This is a genomic window from Labedella phragmitis, assembly GCF_004078635.1.
Lineage (GTDB): Bacteria > Actinomycetota > Actinomycetes > Actinomycetales > Microbacteriaceae > Labedella > Labedella phragmitis.
Genome location: NZ_RZNB01000001.1, coordinates 1 through 18,762 on the forward strand (window position 1 = coordinate 1; position 18,762 = coordinate 18,762).

16 protein-coding genes are annotated in these 18,762 nt (G+C 69.9%); 9 read left to right on the forward strand and 7 right to left on the reverse strand.

Translation table 11 applies throughout. The features are described from left to right. Positions 1-62: 62 nt before the first annotated feature. From ELQ90_RS00005 to ELQ90_RS00015, 3 genes are all read left to right on the forward strand, one after another. Positions 63-386 carry an HNH endonuclease gene (locus ELQ90_RS00005; RefSeq protein WP_341810217.1) on the forward strand — a complete coding sequence of 108 codons (324 nt, stop codon included), beginning with the start codon at positions 63-65 and terminating at the stop codon, positions 384-386. 219 nt (positions 387-605) lie between these two features. After that, a complete protein-coding gene (locus ELQ90_RS00010) occupies positions 606-2,243 on the forward strand; it encodes a molybdopterin-dependent oxidoreductase (RefSeq protein WP_128494064.1) in 1,638 nt (545 codons plus the stop codon). 57 nt (positions 2,244-2,300) lie between these two features. Next, positions 2,301-2,927, forward strand: a complete 627-nt coding sequence (locus tag ELQ90_RS00015; RefSeq protein ID WP_243695934.1) for a DinB family protein — start codon at positions 2,301-2,303, stop codon at positions 2,925-2,927. A gap of 31 nt (positions 2,928-2,958) precedes the next feature. On the opposite strand, the gene treZ is transcribed toward ELQ90_RS00015, so the two are convergent. Together treZ and treY are read right to left on the reverse strand one after the other, a co-directional pair. Further along, on the reverse strand, positions 2,959-4,857 hold the full coding sequence (treZ, locus tag ELQ90_RS00020) for a malto-oligosyltrehalose trehalohydrolase (RefSeq protein WP_128493234.1): 1,899 nt from the start codon (positions 4,855-4,857) through the stop codon (positions 2,959-2,961). A gap of 183 nt (positions 4,858-5,040) precedes the next feature. Beyond that, a complete protein-coding gene (treY, locus tag ELQ90_RS00025) occupies positions 5,041-7,560 on the reverse strand; it encodes a malto-oligosyltrehalose synthase (protein WP_128493235.1) in 2,520 nt (839 codons plus the stop codon). A 345-nt stretch (positions 7,561-7,905) separates the two neighbouring features. Here treY and ELQ90_RS00030 point away from each other — a divergent pair, with 345 nt between their 5' ends. Then, a complete protein-coding gene (locus ELQ90_RS00030) occupies positions 7,906-8,640 on the forward strand; it encodes a CBM35 domain-containing protein (protein ID WP_128493236.1) in 735 nt (244 codons plus the stop codon). Positions 8,641-8,780: 140 nt separating this feature from the next. Here the strand turns inward: ELQ90_RS00030 and ELQ90_RS00035 are convergent, their stop codons facing one another. Further along, positions 8,781-9,440, reverse strand: coding sequence for an FMN-dependent NADH-azoreductase (locus ELQ90_RS00035; protein ID WP_128493237.1), 660 nt, complete (start codon positions 9,438-9,440; stop codon positions 8,781-8,783). 116 nt (positions 9,441-9,556) lie between these two features. Between ELQ90_RS00035 and ELQ90_RS00040 the strand changes: the two genes are divergently transcribed. Beyond that, positions 9,557-9,898, forward strand: coding sequence for a winged helix-turn-helix transcriptional regulator (locus ELQ90_RS00040; RefSeq protein ID WP_128493238.1), 342 nt, complete (start codon positions 9,557-9,559; stop codon positions 9,896-9,898). Positions 9,899-9,911: 13 nt separating this feature from the next. Here the strand turns inward: ELQ90_RS00040 and ELQ90_RS00045 are convergent, their stop codons facing one another. Next, positions 9,912-12,308: a phosphoketolase family protein gene (locus ELQ90_RS00045; protein ID WP_128493239.1), complete on the reverse strand. Its 2,397-nt coding sequence runs from the start codon at positions 12,306-12,308 to the stop codon at positions 9,912-9,914. Beyond that, positions 12,308-12,652, reverse strand: a complete 345-nt coding sequence (locus tag ELQ90_RS00050) for a hypothetical protein (protein WP_128493240.1) — start codon at positions 12,650-12,652, stop codon at positions 12,308-12,310. The genes ELQ90_RS00045 and ELQ90_RS00050 overlap by 1 nt, the downstream gene beginning before the upstream one ends. A gap of 256 nt (positions 12,653-12,908) precedes the next feature. On the opposite strand from ELQ90_RS00050, the gene ELQ90_RS00055 reads away from it, so the two are divergent. Together ELQ90_RS00055 and ELQ90_RS00060 are read left to right on the forward strand one after the other, a co-directional pair. Then, positions 12,909-14,771 (forward strand): PTS transporter subunit IIC, encoded by a 1,863-nt coding sequence (locus ELQ90_RS00055; RefSeq protein ID WP_128493241.1) that lies wholly within the window; start codon positions 12,909-12,911, stop codon positions 14,769-14,771. Further along, complete coding sequence (locus ELQ90_RS00060; RefSeq protein WP_128493242.1) at positions 14,762-15,544, forward strand: sugar isomerase domain-containing protein; 783 nt, start codon at positions 14,762-14,764, stop codon at positions 15,542-15,544. Before ELQ90_RS00055 ends, ELQ90_RS00060 begins: the two co-directional genes overlap by 10 nt. Here ELQ90_RS00060 and ELQ90_RS00065 read toward each other — a convergent pair. Continuing rightward, positions 15,495-16,241, reverse strand: coding sequence for a GntR family transcriptional regulator (locus ELQ90_RS00065; RefSeq protein WP_128493243.1), 747 nt, complete (start codon positions 16,239-16,241; stop codon positions 15,495-15,497). The two genes, ELQ90_RS00060 and ELQ90_RS00065, sit on opposite strands and share 50 nt — an antisense overlap. Before the next feature lie 55 nt (positions 16,242-16,296). Between ELQ90_RS00065 and ELQ90_RS00070 the strand changes: the two genes are divergently transcribed. Then, positions 16,297-17,076: a glucosamine-6-phosphate deaminase gene (locus ELQ90_RS00070; protein ID WP_128493244.1), complete on the forward strand. Its 780-nt coding sequence runs from the start codon at positions 16,297-16,299 to the stop codon at positions 17,074-17,076. 98 nt (positions 17,077-17,174) lie between these two features. Beyond that, complete coding sequence (locus ELQ90_RS00075) at positions 17,175-17,882, forward strand: alpha/beta hydrolase (RefSeq protein ID WP_128493245.1); 708 nt, start codon at positions 17,175-17,177, stop codon at positions 17,880-17,882. Between the two features lie 31 nt (positions 17,883-17,913). Here the strand turns inward: ELQ90_RS00075 and ELQ90_RS00080 are convergent, their stop codons facing one another. After that, on the reverse strand, positions 17,914-18,720 hold the full coding sequence (locus ELQ90_RS00080; protein ID WP_128493246.1) for a YidC/Oxa1 family membrane protein insertase: 807 nt from the start codon (positions 18,718-18,720) through the stop codon (positions 17,914-17,916). Positions 18,721-18,762: the final 42 nt, after the last annotated feature.

The window sequence follows — 18,762 nt, forward strand, 5'->3', positions numbered from 1 at the left end:
TGCAACGCTGCTTCACCGCCACGCAGCGCCGCGCGATCATCGGACGCGACGGCGGCTGCATCATCCCCGGCTGCAGCATCCCCGCCGGCTGGTGCGAAGTCCACCACGTCACCCCGCACCGGCACGGCGGCCGAACTCACGTCGACAACGGAGTGCTCCTCTGCTGGGGACACCACCAGAAGATCGACTCCGGACCCTGGCGCATCAGCATGCCCAACGGAATCCCACACGTCCGCGGACCCGCACACCACGAATGGACTCACGTCACGAAAGCACGGGCAAATCACCGCTCCGAGCTACCGGCTGACCGCAGCCACGGGCTGACGGCTGCGGGCGGACGCGGCCGTGGAATGACGGAGCTATCGGCTGCCGGGGCCATGGGTTAACCGGTGCACCGAGGATCGGCGCTGCCGTTTCGGGCGCTTCCGGATACCCATCCGATCCGCTTCCGGACACCCATCCGATCCGGCAGGTGCGCCGCGTCGAACACCTTCCAGCGGACAATCCGGTCCGCGGGTTCGGAGGCAGACGTGACTAGGCGCGACAACACGACCGACGGGGTCGGCGCAGGCGGCACGACCGACGCAGCCCACGCAGCTGACACCGTGCGGGCGCCCAGGCACCCCTGGGCATGGGCGGCGTTCGTCGGCATCGTGAGCGCGGCCGTCTTCCTCGCCGTCGCCGAACTCGTGGCGCTCGTCGTGGCCCGCAACGGCAGCCCGATCCTCGCGGTCGGGTCCTTCGTCATCGACATCGTCCCGCAGTGGGCCAAGGAGTTCGCGATCGCCACGTTCGGCGAATACGACAAGATCTTCCTGCTCGTGAGCCTCGGCATCGCGATCGTCGTCGCGGCCGCCGTCGGCGGGGTCCTGCAGTACATCAAGCCGCCCATCGGCCTCGTGATCATCGCCATGGCGGGCATCGCCGCGACGATCGCGACGGTCACGCGAGCGGGTGCGACTCCGCTCGCCGTCCTCCCCGGTGTGCTCGGCACTCTCGGGGGCGGGGCGATCCTCTTCATTCTCGCGCGTGGCCTTCGCGCATGGCACCGTGACGCGGCGGCGGCCACAGCCACTGATTCCCCCGCGGCTGACATCACCGCCGCTGACTTTACCGCCACTGACTCCACCGCCACTGACTCCCCCGCCGCCTCCTCGCCCGCCGCTCGAGCGGCGCTCGACCGGCGCGGCTTCTTCCGCATCCTCGGCATCTCGGCTGCGGGTGCAGCCGTCGTGGGCGTCGGCGCACGCGTCGTGAACGTCGCGACGTCGTCGATCACGGCGATCCGCAACGCCGTCACCCTGCCGAAGCCCTCGGCGACGGTCCCGGTCCCCGACGGCGCGGAACTCGACATCGACGGTGTCTCACCCCTCTTCACCCCCAACGAAGACTTCTACCGCGTCGACACCGCGCTCACCGTTCCGAGCGTGGACACGTCGACGTGGAGCCTCACCGTCACGGGACTCGTCGACGAACCGCTGACCCTCTCCTTCGACGACATCCTGGGCATGGACCTGCGCGAGTTCGTCGTCACCCTGACCTGCGTCTCGAACGAGGTCGGTGGCGGTCTCGTCGGCAACGCCCGCTGGCTCGGAGTTCCGGTGCGCGAGATCCTCGCGCAGGCCGCCCCGCAGTCGAAAGCGGACATGGTCCTCTCGCGCAGCGTCGACGGGTTCACGGCGAGCACGCCGCTCGCCTCTCTCACCGACGACAACCTCGACGCTATCCTCGCCGTCGGCATGAACGGCGAACCCCTGCCCCTCGAACACGGCTTCCCCGTGCGCATGGTCGTGCCGGGCCTCTACGGGTACGTGTCGGCCACGAAGTGGCTCACCGAGCTCAAGGTCACGACCTTCGCCGAGGACGAGGCGTACTGGACGCCCCGCGGCTATAGCGCCGAAGCACCCATCAAGCTCTCGTCGCGCATCGACACCCCACGCACCGGCAAGGCGATCACCGCCGGCCCGACCAAGGTCGCCGGCATGGCGTGGGCTCAGTCCGTCGGAATCGAACGCGTCGAGGTCCGCATCGACGACGGCGACTGGCAGCCCGCCACGATGTCGTCGCCCATCAACGACGACACGTGGGTGCAGTGGTACGTGGACTGGGAGCCCGACGCGGGTTCGCACTACCTCGCCGTGCGTGCGACCGACAAGGCCGGCAACCTCCAGATCGAAGAACGGGCGCCGATCGCCCCCAACGGCTCGAGCGGCTGGCAGCGCATCCTCGTCCAGGTCACATAGCCCTCGTGGGATGGCGGCTGTGGCGGGGCGTCGGTGGTCGGCGTCATACTCGCAGCCATGAGTGATGACGCCTCGTCCCCGAACGTCCTGACCGCCGTCCCGATGGACACCACCTCCGACAAGTCGGTTCTGCTCTCATACCTCCGGGTCAGACGCCGTGATCTGCTGGCTAAGCTCGACGGCCTCCCCGAGTACGACGTCCGCCGGCCGATGACGCCGACGGGCACGAATCTGCTCGGGCTCGTGAAACACGTCGCGAGCGTGCAACTCGACTATTTCGGTCTCGTCTTCGGTCGCCGGACGGCGACCCTCCCGTGGTTCGCCGACGACGCCGAGCCGGAGGCCGACATGTGGGTCCCCGCCGACGAGACGCGGGAGAGCATCATCGAGCTCCATCACTTCTCTGCCCACCACAGCGACGAGACGATCGAGTCGCTCCCACTCGGCGCCGTGGGCGAGGTGCCCTGGTGGCCGGAAGAGCGCCGCTCCGTCACGCTGCACCGAATCCTCGTGCACATGTGCATCGAGACGGCTCGTCACGCCGGGCACGCCGACATCATCCGCGAATATATCGACGGCTCGATCGGCAACGGCCAGGGCGACCCGAACATCCCCGGGCGGTCGGCGGACGAGTGGGTCGCCCACCGGGCGCGGATCGAAGCGGCGGCCGCCACCTTCCAGTGACGACCGCCGAGACCAACAACCGGTGCCGTGCCTAGCGGGCGACGATCGCCGCTGCGCGCGGGCCGACTGTGATGCCGACCGAGCCGGACGACTCTGAGGCACCGAAAGCGTCAGCGTCGGACAGGATCGCGTCTGTTGCGAGCAGCATGGAACCGGAGAGGTCGAACGTCGCCCGCTCCTCCCCGAGGTTCACGACGATGGTCAGCTCACCGGTCTCGGACCCGCGGTGGATGACGAGGGTCCGAGCGGCCTCGTCGACGTCGACGCTCACGCGTCCGAGCCGCGGGTCGGTCAGCTCCGGACGCTGCTTCCGGAGCGCGAGCAGCGAGCGGTAGAGCTCGAGCATGCGGGTATGGTCCGTGTCGTTGTGACGCATGGCGTGGCCGTCGACGTGCGCCAAGGCCCCGACCTCGTCCGGCCCGTCGGCGTCGAGCGGGAGCGACGACTCCGACGGGTACGGCTCGCCCCAGTCGAGCTTCGACCGCGAGAACGTCTCCGGGTCCTGCGGGTCCGGCACGACGTCCGGATCCCAGCCCATCTTCTCGAACTCGGCGATGCGTCCCTCGGCCGTCGCCTTACCGAGCTCGGGCTCGGGGTGCGACGTGAAGAACTGCCACGGCGTCGACGCCGCCCACTCCTCACCCATGAACAGCATGGGGGTGAAGGGAGCGGTGAGGGTCAGCACGGCTGCGATCGCGAGTCCGCCGCGGTCGACGGTCTCCGCCAGACGGTCGCCCGTCGCGCGGTTGCCGATCTGGTCGTGATCCTGGTTGAAGACGACGAGCTTCCACGCGGGGGTGCGCTCGAGGTCGATCGGACGACCGTGCGCACGACCGCGGAACGTCGAGAGCGAGCGGGCGTGGAAGAATCCCTGCTCGAGCACGGTGCCGAGCGCCGAGAGCGGCTCGAAGTCCTCGTAGTAGCCCGTCGTCTCCCCCGACACCGCGACGTGCACGGCGTGGTGGAAGTCGTCGCTCCACTGCGCGGTCAGGCCGAAACCGTGCGCCTCCCGCGAGCGGATGAGGCGGGGATCGTTGAGATCCGACTCCGCGATGAGCGTGAGCGGGCGCCCGACGTGAGCCGAGAGCGCATCGACCTCCTCGGCGATCTCCTCGAGGAGGTGCACGGCACGGTGGTCGACGAGCGCGTGCACGGCGTCGAGCCGGAGCCCGTCCACGTGGAAGTCGCGCAGCCACATGAGGACGTTGTCGATGATGTACCGGCGCACCTCGTCCGAGTACTCGCCGTCGAGGTTGACGGACGACCCCCACGTGTTCGCGTGCCCCTCGTGCAGGTACGGGCCGAAGTTGGGCAGGTAGTTGCCGCTCGGGCCGAGGTGGTTGTAGACGACGTCCTGGATGACCGCGAGTCCGCGCTCGTGGCACGCCTCGACGAAGCGCCGATACGCCTCGGGCCCGCCGTACGTCTCCTGGACGGCGTACCAGAGCACGCCGTCGTAACCCCAATTGTGCGTGCCGTTGAAGGCGTTCACCGGGAGGATCTCCACCGCGTCGACGCCCAGTCCGACCAGGTGGTCGAGTCGATCGATCGCGGAATCGAGGGTGCCCTGAGGGGTGAACGTGCCGACGTGCATCTCGTAGATGACGGCTCCGGGGAGCTGGCGTCCCGTCCACGCCGTGTCGGTCCACTCGTGCGCGAGCGGGTCGTCGGTGCGACTGAGTCCGTGGACCCCGTCGGGCTGGCGGCGCGAGCGGGGGTCGGGCAGGGGCTTCGCCTCGGCGCTCGGCGGCTCCTTCGGGTCGACGTCGATGAGGAAGCCGTAATCGTTCCCCTCAGGTCCGGGCGCCACGGGCGTCGCGGGTGTCCACCAGCCGCCGCCGTCCTCCCGCATCGGCAGGCGGTCGCCGTCCAGCTGGAGCACGACGTTGTTCGCCTTCGGGGCCCACACGTCGAAGATCGGTCGAGTCATCGGAGTTCTGCTTCCTGGGTCAGGTGCTGGCTGAGTGGCTGGTGCCGGCTGAGTGCCTGGTGCCGGCTGAGTGCCTGGTGCCGGCTGAGTGCCTGGTGCCGGCTGAGTGCCTGGTGCCGGCTGAGTGCCTGGTGCTGGCTGGATGGCTGGTGTTGGCTGAGTGGCTGGTGCACGGCCGACGCCTCACTCGCCGGTCGGCTCGACAGGGGCGAGCAGCGCGACGGGCAGGACGTCGAGCAGCGCCGCGACCTCCTCGACGCCGTCGACGGCGCGCCCGGTGAGCACGTCGACGAACGCGCCGGCGGGGATGCTCACCGTGGTGTCGGCCCAGCCGCCACGAGCGACGAGCCCGAGCGGGAGCCTGGTGGCGAGCGCGATCGCCCCGCCGTAGTCGACCGCGACGAGGTGCTCGGCCGCGGGACCCGAGACGCTGAGCGGCGTGTACGAACCGAAGAGCTCCGGACGATCGCGGCGGAGCCGGAGCGCCGACGCGGTGACGAGCAGCTTCGCGGCTCCCGAGTCGTCGACGGCGGGGACGGCACCGCCGTCGATCTCCGCGAGCAGGCGACGCCGGTGACCGTAGTCGACCGGCCGACGGTTGTCGGGATCGACGAGGGAGAGGTCCCAGAGCTCGCTGCCCTGGTAGACATCCGGCACTCCGGGACCCGTGAGCTGCAGCAGCTTCGCACCGAGCGAGTTGCTTCGGCCGGCCGCGAGCACACGATCCACGACCTGCTCGATGATGCCGCGCAGCTTCTCGTGATCGATCGCCGCGTCGACGAACGCGTGCATCGCCGTCTCGAACGCCTCGTCCGGGGCCGTCCACGCCGTGGACGTCTCCGCCTCGCGGGAGGCCTTCTCCGCGTACGCGTGCAGACGCTCCCGGTACTCGGCGAGCGCCGCCTCCGACTCGAGCACGACGTCGGACGGCCAGGACCCGACGATCGCCTGCGCGAGCAGGTTGTCGAACGGCCCGTCGGGAGTTCCGGCGATCTCGCGCATCGCGTCGAGCGCGAACGCCCACTCCTCGGGGACCTCGGCGAGCACGGAGATGCGCGCACGCACGTCCTCGCTGCGCTTCGTGTCGTGGGTCGACAGGGTCGTCATGCTCAGCGGGAGGTTCTCGAGGCGGTCGAGCTGCCGGTCGTGGAACTCGGCCACGTCGACGGAGAACTCGTCGGGCTCCGCGCCCACCTCAGTGAGGGTCGTGAGCCGCGTCCAGCGATAGAACGACCGGTCCTCGACGCCCTTCGCCATCACCATGCCGGACGTCTGCTGGAAACGCTTCGCGACGTCGGTCGTGGGGTCGGAGAGCACGGGCACGAGCCGGTCGATCGCCTCGGCGAGTTCGGGACGGCGACGCTTCGCCTCGTCGGCCGACGCGTGCAGGTTCTCGATGCCGTCCGTGTACGTTTCGGTCGGCGCCTCGCCCTCGACGGGCGCCGCGAGGTAGGAGCGGTAGACGGGGAAGCACGCGAGCAGCTCCGCGATCGCCTCGTGCGCGTCGTCGCTGTCTGCGTCGGGTCCGGTTCCGGCGTCCACCGTTCCGAGGATCTGGGCAGCCTCCCGCGCGAGGCGCGCGACCTCGGAGCCGAGGATCCCGTCGGTCACCTCGCGCTTGCCGTCGTGGACCATGTCGTGCCAGTCGACGGGTCGAGCATCGTGACCGCGCAGCCGCGTGTCGAGGGCGTCGAGCGCCTCCTCGCCGGCGGGGTCGACGAAGAGGCGGTCGATCGACGCGAGCGCGTCGTACCCCGTCGTCCCCTCGGTCTTCCAGTGCGCCGGCATCCGCTCGGCGACGCTGCGCCCCTCCTCGTCCGTGTGGCGGGCGAGGATCTTCTCGATCAGGACGTACGCACCACCGGTCGCCTCGGCGAGAGCGTCGAGGTACGCGCCGGGGTCGCGGAGCCCGTCCGGATGGTCGGCGCGCACACCGTCGGCGATGCCGTCGCGGATCCAGCCGACGATCGTCTCGTGCGACTCGGCGAAGACCCACGGCACCTCGACGCGGATCGCGGCGAGCGTGTTGACGGCGAAGAACCGGCGGTAGTTGAGCTCGCTGTCGGCGCGCCGCCAATTGACGAGCTCGTATGACTGCGCCGCGTGCACGGCGATCGGGTCGGAGTCGACACCCTGCGGCGCCGTGCCCTCGGCGACCGGGTACTCGGTGTCGTAGTAGAGGAGACGCAGGGCGCTCGAACCCGATCCGTCCTCGACGGTCTTGAGCGTGAGCTTGCCGAGCTCGCCGCCCTCATCGGCGGGGTCGTCGTCGCCGAGGACCGGGATGCGCAGCTTCCCGCCGCCGAAATCCCAGTCGACGTCGAACGCCTCGGCGTACCGGGAGTCGCGCCCTTTCTCGAGCACGTCCCACCACCAGACGCTCTGAACGGGGGTCGCGACGCCCACGTGGTTCGGCACGATATCGACGAGCACGCCGAGGTCACGCTTGCGCGACGCGCTCGAGAAGGCTCGCAGTCCCTCGTCACCGCCGCGATCCGGGTCGACGAGCGAGTGGTCGGTCACGTCATAGCCGTGGTTCGAGCCCTTCTCGGCCTGAAGGATCGGGGAGAGGTAGACCCAGTCGGCACCGAGCGATGCGATGTAGTCGGTCAGCTCGGCCGCCGCGTTCAGATCGAAGCCCTCGTGGATCTGCAGGCGATACGTCGAACGGGGAGCGCGGGGAACGTGGCGAGGAGTGGGCATGCCCCCATCCTGCCGGTCGTGAACGGTGTGGCGCGGGGACTTGCGCTCACGGCATCCGTCCCTCAGGGTTCGACGGGCGCGCTCGGCGTGGAAGTCGGAGCCGGCGCCGGAGACGGAGACTCGGGAGACGGAGACTCGGGGACGACCGTCGCGCAGTTCTCGTCGCCTCCAGCGAGCGGCTGCACCGCATCGAACGGCGGTGCCGGAGTTTCGAAGGTGGCGGGGTCGGGAACCACGTCACCGTCGCCGAAGCGCGCGTGGAAGAGCGGGAAGACGTTCCATCCCGATCCGGGATTCGTGTCCGGATTGGGCACGAGCGCGGTCTCGACGCCCTCGTCGTAGGGGATGAGCCAATCGTCGCTCCCGCCCGAACCGACGGCGAGAGGGTGGCCGTCCCTGACCTCCTCCGGCACCTTCCTCCGGGAGGGCATCGACGACACCGGCGGATTCAAACCGATCCTGACCCGCAACATCCGGCACCTCATCGACGAGGCCGGACAGACGCAGTACGAGCAGGTGCTCACGGACAACGCCACCCAGGCCGCGAATCACGTCAACTCGTCGGGCGTCGGCGGTTACGACTGGACCGCCCCGACTCCCGAACTCTCGAGCGCCGCGCTGCAGAGCCTCGCCGCGGGAGCGACGGTCGCGATCCTGCAGCAGGCGGCACCCGACGGCTACACGGGAGTCGTCGAGGGATCGGGCGTCTACGAGGCCGAGAACGCCGTGAGGAACGGCGTCGACTCGGAGAGCACGGCGGCCGGCCGCAGTGGCCGCGGCTACCTCGCGGGCTGGAACACGAGCGGCACGAGCGTGACGTTCCACGTCAACGTCGTCGACGCCGGAACGTACCCCGTGGAGCTCCGCTACGCGGCGGGCGCCGGGAACGCTGTGCGCTCGGTGAGCGTCAACGGCGGCAGCGCGACGTCGGTCGCCTTCCCCGGGACCGCAGCGTGGGACGCGTGGTCGACGGTGTCGACGACGGCGGTTCTGCAGCCGGGACACAACACCATCACGGTGGCGTACGGCCCGGGCGACGCGAACTTCCTCAACCTCGACCGCCTGGCGCTGACGCTCTAGCAGCCGTACGGTCCCTGAGCCGGTCCACGGAACCAACACGATCCCCGAGCTCGTCGAAGGGTCTCGAGTCGTCGAGATCTCGTCGCCCTTCGACGGGCTCAGGGACCGTGGGCGTCTGTCGTGGCCGAGCCCCGCTCGGACTACGCCGCTGAGCCGTTGCCGCGGAGCTCCGCGATCTCCTTGCCGGAGCGACGAGCGTGCTCCTCGGCCTGCTGCTTGATCTCGGCGGCGACGTCGGTGAACGCGTCCATCGCGGGGTTCACACCCACGAGGGTGAACGGGCGCTGCACGACGCGCAGATCGAGGCCCCACACGTCGGCGAAGGCGCGACGCAGCCACGGCGTGGAGTGGTCCCAGCCCTCCTTGGGCGAGCCCGGGTTGTAGTTGCCTCCCAGCACGGTGACGAGGGTCGCCGGCTTGCCGTTCAAGGCGGTGCCGGTCGGGTTGATGCGCTCGTCCGTGTACGCGAGGTCGAACCACGTCTTGACGTGCTGCGAGACGCCGTAGTTGTAGAGGGGGACGGCGAAGAGGATCGCATCGGCGTTCACGAGCTCGTCCGCGAGCGTCGTCGCGAGGGCGATGGCCTCGCGCTGCTCGGGCGTGCGGTCGGCTTCGGGCGTGAACCGGCCGATGACGGAGTTCTGCCACGCGGTCGCCGGGATCGGGTCGGCGGCGAGGTCGCGGCGGAGCACGGTGGAGTCCGGGTGTGCGGTCACCCACTGCTCCTCCACGATGTCGCCGAGCGCATGGCTGGCTGAGGTGGCGGGCATGATGCTGGCGTCGAGGCGGAAGAGGGTCACGGGGGTCGTCCAATCACAGGAGGGGTGCACAAGAGCGGTGCACGGGAAGGGGCACAGGATAATCGCTCTGTTTTTCAGAGCGACTCGTGTAACGCTAGCACGGTAGAATCATTCCCATGGCAACGGAGAGTGGCGACCGCCGCATATGCGACGCGTCCGTCACGCACGCCTTCTCCATCCTCGGTAAGCGGTGGAACGGCATGATCATCGAGGTGCTCGGCCGAGGCCCGCTCTCGTTCGCGGCGCTCCGCCGCTCGGTCGACGGCATCAGCGACGCGGTGCTGTCCGACCGACTCTCCGAACTCGCCGACGCAACGCTCCTCTCCCGGCGCGTGAACCCGGGCCCGCCGGTCGCCGTCAGCTACGCCCTCACGGAGAGCGGCGAACGCCTTCTGCCCGTGCTCACCGCCCTCGGCGCCTGGGCCCACGAGAATCTCCCTCTCGACCCGCAGCGCTGAGACGGGCGCGCCGCTAGCGCTCGAGGCGCCAGTCCGTGATCCACGGCGGGTCCTCGCCGTGTTCGTACGCGTAGACGCGCGCGTCGGTGCGCACCTGGTGCCACTCGTCGGCGAGCTTGCGAATGCCGGGCTTCGATTCGAGTCCGGGAACGCGATGGAGCACGTCGAGAGCCAAGCGGTACCGGTCGAGATCGTTGAGGTGGACCATGTCGAAGGGCGTCGTGGTCGTGCCCTTCTCGACGAAGCCGCGCACGTGGATGTTGCCGTGGTTCGTGCGCCGGTACGCGAGCTGGTGGACGAGCGTCGGGTAGCCGTGGAACGCGAAGATCACGGGCTTGCCACGCGTGAAGAGCGCGTCGAAGTCCTCGTCGGGCAAGCCGTGGGGGTGCTGCTCCGGATCCTGCAGCTTCATGAGATCCGAGACGTTCACGACGCGGATCCGGAGGTCCGGCACGCGCTGCCGCAGCAGCTGGGCGGCGGCGACGGTCTCGAGCGTCGGTACGTCGCCCGCGCACGCGAGCACGACGTCCGGCTCCTCTCCATCGACCTCTGTCCCGGCCCAGTCCCACCGGCCGAGACCGGCGTCGACGTGCGCGCGGGCCTCGTCGAGGGAGAGCCACGCGGGCTGCTCCTGCTTGCCGGCGACCACGACGTTCACGCGGTTCTCGGTCTGGAACACGTGTTCCATCGTGACGAGCAACGTGTTCGCATCCGTCGGCAGGTACACCCGCACGACGTCCGCCTGCTTGTTGACGACGACGTTGAGGAAACCGGGATCCTGGTGCGAGAAGCCGTTGTGGTCCTGCCGCCACACGTGGGAGGAGAGCAGGTAGGTGAGAGACGGCACCGGCTTCCGCCACGGGATGTGGGCGGCCGATTCGAGCCACTTCGCGTGCTGGTTGAACATCGAGTCGACGATGTGGACGAACGCCTCATAGGTCGTGATGAGACCGTGCCGGCCCGTCAGCAGGTAGCCCTCGAGCATGCCCTGCATGAGGTGCTCACTGAGCGCCTCGATGACGCGCCCGTCAGTCGCGAGGTGCTCGTCCGTCGCGACCGTCGGCAGCTGCCAGGCGCGATCGGTCTCCTCGAAGACGGCCTGGAGGCGGTTCGACGCGACCTCGTCGGGGCCGAAGACCCGGAAAGTCGTGGGGTTGGCGACGACGACGTCGCGCAACCACCCTCCGAGGACGCCCGTCGCGCCGGCCCTCTCTGTGCGCGCGCCGTCGCCGTCCGGATCGACGTCCACGGCGTGCGGCGCGATGTCGGGGAGGACGAGAGGCTCGACCGTGCCGCCGTTCGTGTGCGGGCTCGCGCTCATCCTGAGGCCTCCGACGGGTCGGAGCGGATCGAGGATCGCCGCGGGCGAGCCGTCGGCCTCGAAGAGGTCCTCCGGACGGTACGAACGGAGCCAGCCCTCGAGTTGGGCGAGGTGCTCGGGGTTGTCGCGCACGCCCGAGAGCGGGACCTGATGCGCGTGGAACGTTCCCGCGACCGCGTGGCCGTCGACCTCCGCCGGCCCCGTCCATCCCTTGGGCGTGCGGAGGACGATCATCGGCGGCCGCTCGTCGGTGCGGTCGGCGAGCGTCTCCGCATCGCGCGCGCTCGTCCAGATCCGGCAGATGCGGTCGTACGCGTCGTCGAGGGCCTGAGCGAGACTCCGGTGCACGAGCATCGGGTCGTCACCGTCGAACCCGCCGCTCACGAGGATCGGCTCGTAGCCGTGGCCGCGGAAGAACTCGACGAGCTGCTCCTCGGGGATCCGGGAGAGGATCGTCGGGTTCGCGATCTTGTAGCCGTTGAGGTTGAGGATCGGGAGGACCGCGCCGTCGGTGCGCGGGTCGAGGAAGGCGTTGCCCCACCAGCTCGTCGCGAGCGGGCCCGTCTCGGCCTCGCCGTCGCCGATGACGCACGCGACGACGAGGCCCGGGTTGTCGAGGGCCGCGCCGTAGGCGTGCATGAGGGAGTAACCGAGCTCGCCACCCTCGTTGATCGAGCCGGGCGTCTCCGGTGCGGCGTGCGAGGGGATGCCGCCGGGGAACGAGAACTGCCGCACGAGGCGTCGTAGCCCCGCCTCATCCGGCGTGATCTCGGGGAAGAGCTCCGAGTAGGTCCCGTCGAGCCAGGCGTTCGCGACCATCGCGGGACCACCGTGACCGGGGCCGCACACGTAGACGGTCGGCACGCCCTTCTCGACGATGATGCGGTTGAGGTGCGCGTAGACGAGGCTCAGGGCCGGCGACGTGCCCCAGTGGCCGAGAAGTCGCGGCTTGATGCTCTCCGGGCGGAGCGACTCCCGCAGGAGCGGGTCGCCCATGAGGTAGATCTGTGCGACGCTCAGGTAGTTCGCCGCGCGCCACCAGGCGTCGACGGCGGGAAGCGAGCGCGAGAGCTCGTCGTCGGCGCTCATCAGGGAGCCGGCGCCTCGCCGTCCGTCGGCTCGGCGTCGGTCGGGATGCCAGCGGGGGCTCCGCCCGTCTCGGCACCATCGAGCCGGTTCCAGTCGATCGATGCGTCGTCGACCATCGGGCCCTGGCGACCGGTTCCGGGCTGTTCCGCCGCAGTCTCCTCGACCTCCTCGTTCGTGCGCGTATCGTCCGCCACGCCTCCGGGTGTCGCGGTACCACTGTCGTTCGCGGCGTCGCCCGGGAGGTCGGTTCCAACGCCGTCGTCTCCGAATCCACCGGTGCCGAGGCCGTCCGGGGCCAGCTCAGGGTCGACGCCTTCGGGACCGGTGCTGCTCTGATCAGTCATATCTCCACGCTACGTTTGGGTCACTCGAGGGGCCAGAGCCTTGCCAGCCGAGGAGTCCGACGCTAGGGCGGCAGTTTCCGTTCGACGGACCGCGCCCTCGACACCGAAGGCTCGACCATTCCGTCTCCCGCGCGTAGCATGTCGGAAACAAGTGGGCTATACCATTTGAGGACGTCCTCCCCGGACGCAGAACGCTTCCCCCGAACGCCTCAGTGGCGGCGATCGGGCCGACACCTCACGAGAGGACAGGAGCACCATGTCGACCTTCGAGGACATCGTCGAAGTCATCACCAACAACCTGTTCAGCCAGGTCGCGGTGCTCATCGGCATCATCGCGATCATCGGGCTGGCACTCCAACGCAAACCGGTCGAACAGGTCATCGCGGGCGGACTGCGCGCGACCATCGGCGTCGTCGTGCTCAACATCGGCGTGGAGATCTTCGTCGGGGGGCTCTCGAGCTTCCAGGTCATCGTCGCGAGCGCGATGGGCCTGCAGCCACCGACCGCGGAATCGACGCTCGTCGACTTCAGCGCCGGCCAGGGGTCGGTCGTCCCCCTCATCATCGCTGGTGGCTTCCTCGTGCACCTGCTCCTCGTGCGACTGTTCCGCGCCGCGCGGTTCGTCTACCTCACGGGTCACCTCATGTACTGGATGAGCGTCGTGATCGCCGCGAGCCTCGTCGAGGCGTTCGGCGACGTCAACCGCTGGGTGCTCGCGGCCGTCGGGTCGCTCCTCATCGGGTGCTACTGGGTGCTGCAGCCCCTCTGGACGGCACCGCTCATGCGCAAGGTCATGGGCGACGAGCAGGTCGGCCTCGCCCACACCGACTCCACGATCGCGATAGCCGCAGGTTACGGCGCGAAGGCGCTCCGCCTCGGCGACCCGAAGCGGCACGACTCCGAGAACCTCGAGCTGCCCCGCGCGCTCTCCTTCTTCAAGGACATCAACGTCTCCACGGCGTTCGTCATCGGCGTCATCATGCTCATCGCGATCGCATTCGCCGACTCCACGGTCCTCGCCGAGCAGATGGGCGACGCGACGGTGCTGCCGGGCGTCTGGGCGCTCCTCCAGGCATTGCGCTTCGCCGCGGGTATCGCGATCCTGCTCTTCGGCGTGCGGATGTTCCTCTCCGAGATCGTGCCCGCATTCAAGGGGCTCTCGGAGCGGGCGCTCCCCGGCGCGAAGCCCGCGCTCGACCTCCCCGTCACGTTCACGCGAGCACCGACCGCCGTCATGCTCGGCTTCCTCTCCTCGACGGTCGTCTTCCTCCTCCTGATGGGACTCTTCGCGAGCACCGGGTGGTTCGTGCTCGTGCCGCCCATGATCATGCTGTTCTTCGGCGGCGGCGCCGGCGGCGTGTTCGGCAACGCGGTCGCCGGCTGGCGCGGCGCGGTCTTCGGCGGAGTGCTCAACGGCGTCGTACTCGCGTTCGGCCAGTGGATCGGCTGGGGCGTCTGGGGCGACACGGCTCCCGAGCTCGCGACGCTCGCCGACTCCGACTGGTTCGCCGTCGGTTGGCTACTCGTGGGCCTCGGCTCGGTGCTCGCCCCCCTCGGTGCGTGGACGTTGTGGGTCATCGCGGGTCTCGTCGTCGCGATCACCGTCGCGATCCTCGTGGTGCTCGGTCGCCGTCACCGTGACGAGCCGCTGGACGCGGCTGGGGCTGACGCTGAGGCCGACACCGACGCTGACGGCGCTGATCGTGACGCCGACGGATCCGTCGACTCCGTCGCTGTCCCCGATCCCGCCCACCCGGCGGAGGCGACTGATGCGACGGCTGCCACCACCCGCCGCGCGGCCCGGAGCGGCCAGGCGACGATCGCGCGACCCGACACGCTGTCCGTGCTCGCCGTCTGCGGAGCGGGGATGGGGTCGAGTCTCATCCTGCGCACGACGGCGCAGAAGGCGCTCGAGCAGATGGGCGTCACGGCGACGATCGACCACTCCGACGTCGGTTCGGCCCGCGGCCGGAAGGTCGACCTCGTGATCGCTCAGTCGAGCTACCTCACCGAGGTCGGCGACATCGCGCCGGTCGCCGTGCCGATCACGAGCTTCGTCGACGTCAAGCACGTGCGTGCCCGACTGGAAGACGCGCTGCAGGAGAAGGGATGGCTGTGAATCAGGAATCGAAGGACGTCGTGGGAACGGGAGCGGCGCCGGGATCCACAGTGGGAACCACAGCGGGAACGACGGCGGGAGCGATCGATCTCGGCGCGTACGTCTCCCACGTCGCGACGAGCAACGGGGACGAGATCCGAGCGGCGGCTGCGGCCATCGCCCGCACCGCGGAACAGGGCGGCCTCGTCCGACCCGCCGGGGCCGGCCACTCGATGGCGGCGGTCCTCGAGACCTTCTTCCGCGCGGGAGGGCTCGCGTTCGTGCGTCCCCTCTGGCACCCGACGGTGCTCCCCTTCACGGGAGCACGCCTCGCCACGGCGGCCGAACGCGAGGTCGGTCTCGGCGAGCGCGCGGCGCGCCGAGCGGCGATGACGTCGGTGGACACGGTCGTCGTGTTCTCCAACTCCGGCACGAACCCGTTCCCGGTCGAGATCGCCGAGGTCGCGTCGGAGGCGGGAGCGACCGTCGTCGCGATCACGTCGCGAGCCGCGGGGCTCGCGGCTCCGCGGCGCGCGGCGCGGCCTCTCGTCGAGGTCGCGGACATCGTGATCGACACGGCCGTGCCGCCCGGCGATGCGACGTGGCCGACCGACGCGCCCGTCACGGCGCCGGTGTCGAGCCTCGCCACGACGACCGTGTGGACGATGATCCTGCGCGAGCTCTACGAGATCGCCCCCGACGCCCCGCGGTGGCGCAGCGCCAACATGCCGGGGAACGACGACTTCAACGACGAGCTCGTAGCGCGCTTTGCGGAGCGGATCCCTGAACTGTGACGGGAGCGATCCGCGCGGAGAGCTCGAAGCGGGAACCGGGGTACGTGGACGTGGTCCACTCGATGACCTCGCCGTGGGAGACCGACGTGCGGACGAGCTCGAGCACGGGGGAACCGTGGGCGATGTCGAGCGTGTCGGCGTCGGCCGTTCGGGCGATCGCGGCGCGGATGACCTGCTCCCCCGCCTCGAAACGCACGCCGTAGTCCTCGATCAGCACGCGGTAGAGCGACTCGTGGGCGAAGTCGATGTCCTCGATGCCCGGGAAGAGCCGGGCGCGGATGTGGCTCCGCTCGATCGCGATCGGCACCCCGTCGGCGAGGCGCAGTCGCGTGAGCAGCATGACGTCGGCGCCCGGATCGAGCCTGAAGATCGACGCGACGTTCTCGTCCGCGGGCACGAGACCCGCGTGCAGGACGGTGCTCGACGGCGTGTAGCCGCGAGCGAGCATGTCCTCGGTGAAACTCGTGAGCTGCAGCGGGACGCTCACGACGGGTCGGGCGACGAACGTCCCGCGTCCCACCTCCCTCGTCAACAGTCCTTCGCGCACGAGTTCGTCGATCGCGCGTCGCGCTGTCATCCTGGAGACACCGGTGTCCTCGGCGAGCTGCCGTTCGCTCGTCGTCGGCGAGCCGACGGGTGCCCGCGCGATCTCCGCACGGATCGCCTCGGCGAGCTCGCGGTACTTCGGCACGGTCATCCTTCGATCTTGTCACCTCGCTCCACCGCTCGACCCACACGGAAAGGCCAACGCCATGGCTGAAGTCATCATCGTCCCCGACTCGGAGTCCGCCGGCGCGCTCGTCGCCGACGAGATCGTCCGCCTCGTCCGAGAGCGGGCCGACGCCGTGCTCGGCCTCGCCACGGGGTCGACGCCGCTCCCCGTCTACCGCGCGCTCACGACGCGCCTCGAGGGCGTCGACGTGTCGCGTGTACGCGGATTCGCGCTCGACGAGTACGTCGGCCTCGACCCCGCCCACCCCGAGTCCTACCGTTCCGTCATCACGCGCGAGGTCGTCGAGCCCCTCGGACTCGACCCGGCATTCGTGCGCACGCCCGACGGCAGCCCCGAGGGGATCGAGCACGCGGGAGCCGACTACGAGCTCGCGATCGCCGCGGCCGGCGGCGTCGACCTCCAGCTCCTCGGGATCGGGACGGACGGGCACATCGGGTTCAACGAGCCGGGTTCCTCGTTCGCGTCGCGCACGCGGGTCAAGACGCTGACCCGGCAGACGCGTGCCGACAACGCCCGCTTCTTCGACACGATCGACGACGTGCCGATGCACTGCATCACGCAGGGACTCGGCACGATCCTCACGGCCCGGCACCTCGTGCTGCTCGCGTTCGGGGAGGAGAAGGCCGCGGCGATCGCCGGCGCCGTCGAGGGGCCCGTCACGGCGTCGCTCCCGGGTTCCGCGATCCAGCTCCACGAGCACGTGACGGTCGTCGTCGACGAGGCCGCAGCGTCCGCCCTCCTCGACGCCGACTACTACCGCTACGCCTACGCCAACAAGCCGGCCTGGCAAGGCATCTGACCCCCCCCCACCTGACCCCCCTGAAAATCCCCTCCGTGCTCGAAGATTCGGGCACCCGCGGGATTTTTAGGGGGGAGAGGGTGTGGAAGGGTGAGGGGATGAGCATCGAGGAGGGGGCCGTCTGGTCGCGGCCCGACGACGGGACGGCTCCGCTCATCGTCCTGCTGCACGGCCGCGGCGGGACCGAGCAGGATCTCGTGCGGCTCTTCCCGTTCCTGCCGGACGACGTCGTCGCGGTATCGCTGCGCGGTCCGCTTCCACGCCGTGACGGCTACTCGTGGTTCAGCGTGCCGCCGGACCCCGGAGGGCGACCGGCGAAGGAGGCCGCGGCGGAGCACGTGGCCCCGGCCTCCGACGCCGTCCTCGCATGGATCGCGGAACGTGACGGATCGACCGTCGCACGGGTGGACGGATCGACCGACGCACAGGACGAGATCGCCCCGCGACGCCCCGTCGCCGTCGTCGGCTACTCCCAGGGCGGAGCGGTCGCGATCCACATGATGCGTCGCGCGCCGCGCGCCGTGGACACGGCCGTCCTCATCGCCGCTCTGCTCGGTACGGGCGACGAAGAGGGCGACGACGTGCTCCTCGAGGTCCGCCCGCCCGTGTACTGGATGCGCGGGCTGCGTGACGAGGCGATCACCCTCATGGACGTGCAGCGCGTCGCCTACTTCCTCCCCCCGCACAGCACGCTGACGACGGCGGAGCATCCCCTCCTCGGGCACGACCTCTCCGACACGTTCCTCGCCGCCGCGGGCGCCTACGTGACCCGCTGGGTCGACGGGCTGGCGCGCTCCGAGGACTGAGAGCCCCGTCGGACGACCGTGCGGGCGGCCCTCAGACCGGGACCGCCGCCGTCCCGGGACCCGCCGCTTCCGCGGGCGGAAGCGCGCGCCGGAGGATCCAGCGCTCGGAGAACGTCCACACCGTCGTCACGACGAGATAGATCGTCGCGGCGAGCGGTACGAAGAGCGCGACGATCGCGGTCATGAACGGCACAAAACTGAGCGTGCGCATGACACCCGTGAGGTCGGGGGTGCCCGGAGCGGTGGGCGCAGCGGGCGGTCCGCCCGGCGTTCCGGGCAGCGGATCGGCGAGCAGGCGGCGCGAGAGCTGTGCCGTCACGGCGATGACGACGACGGCGACGAGCGCCATCAGGACCGTGCCGAGGTCGAGCGACCCGGTCGTGGCGAGGGTCGCGAAGCTCGATCCGAGCGGCATGCCGAGCAGCCGTTCGCTCAAGAGTGCGTTGGGGTGGCCGTTGATCGTCATGACGATGAAGAGACCGTAGATCGTCGACACGACGGGGATCTGCAGCAGCATCGGGAGGCACCCGGCGGTCGGCGAGACCTTCTCGCGCTGGTAGAGCTCGAGCGTCTTCCGTTGGAGCTTCTCGCGGTCCTTCCCGAACTTCTTCTGCAGTTCCGCGAGTTGCGGGGCGATCCGCTTCCGAGCGTTCGCGGCCTTCACCTGCGAGACGCCGACGGGGATGAGCGCGGCGCGGACCACGAGGGTCACGAGGACGACGGCGAGAGCCGCGGCGGCGGTGCCGGCGACGGGCTCGAGGAGCGAGCTGATGGACATCACGACGGCGTAGGCGGCGTCGAGCACGGCCGCGACGGGGCCGAATTCATAGGGGTTCACGGAGGGTCCTCACTGTGGACGGGTCGTCAGACGTGATATGGC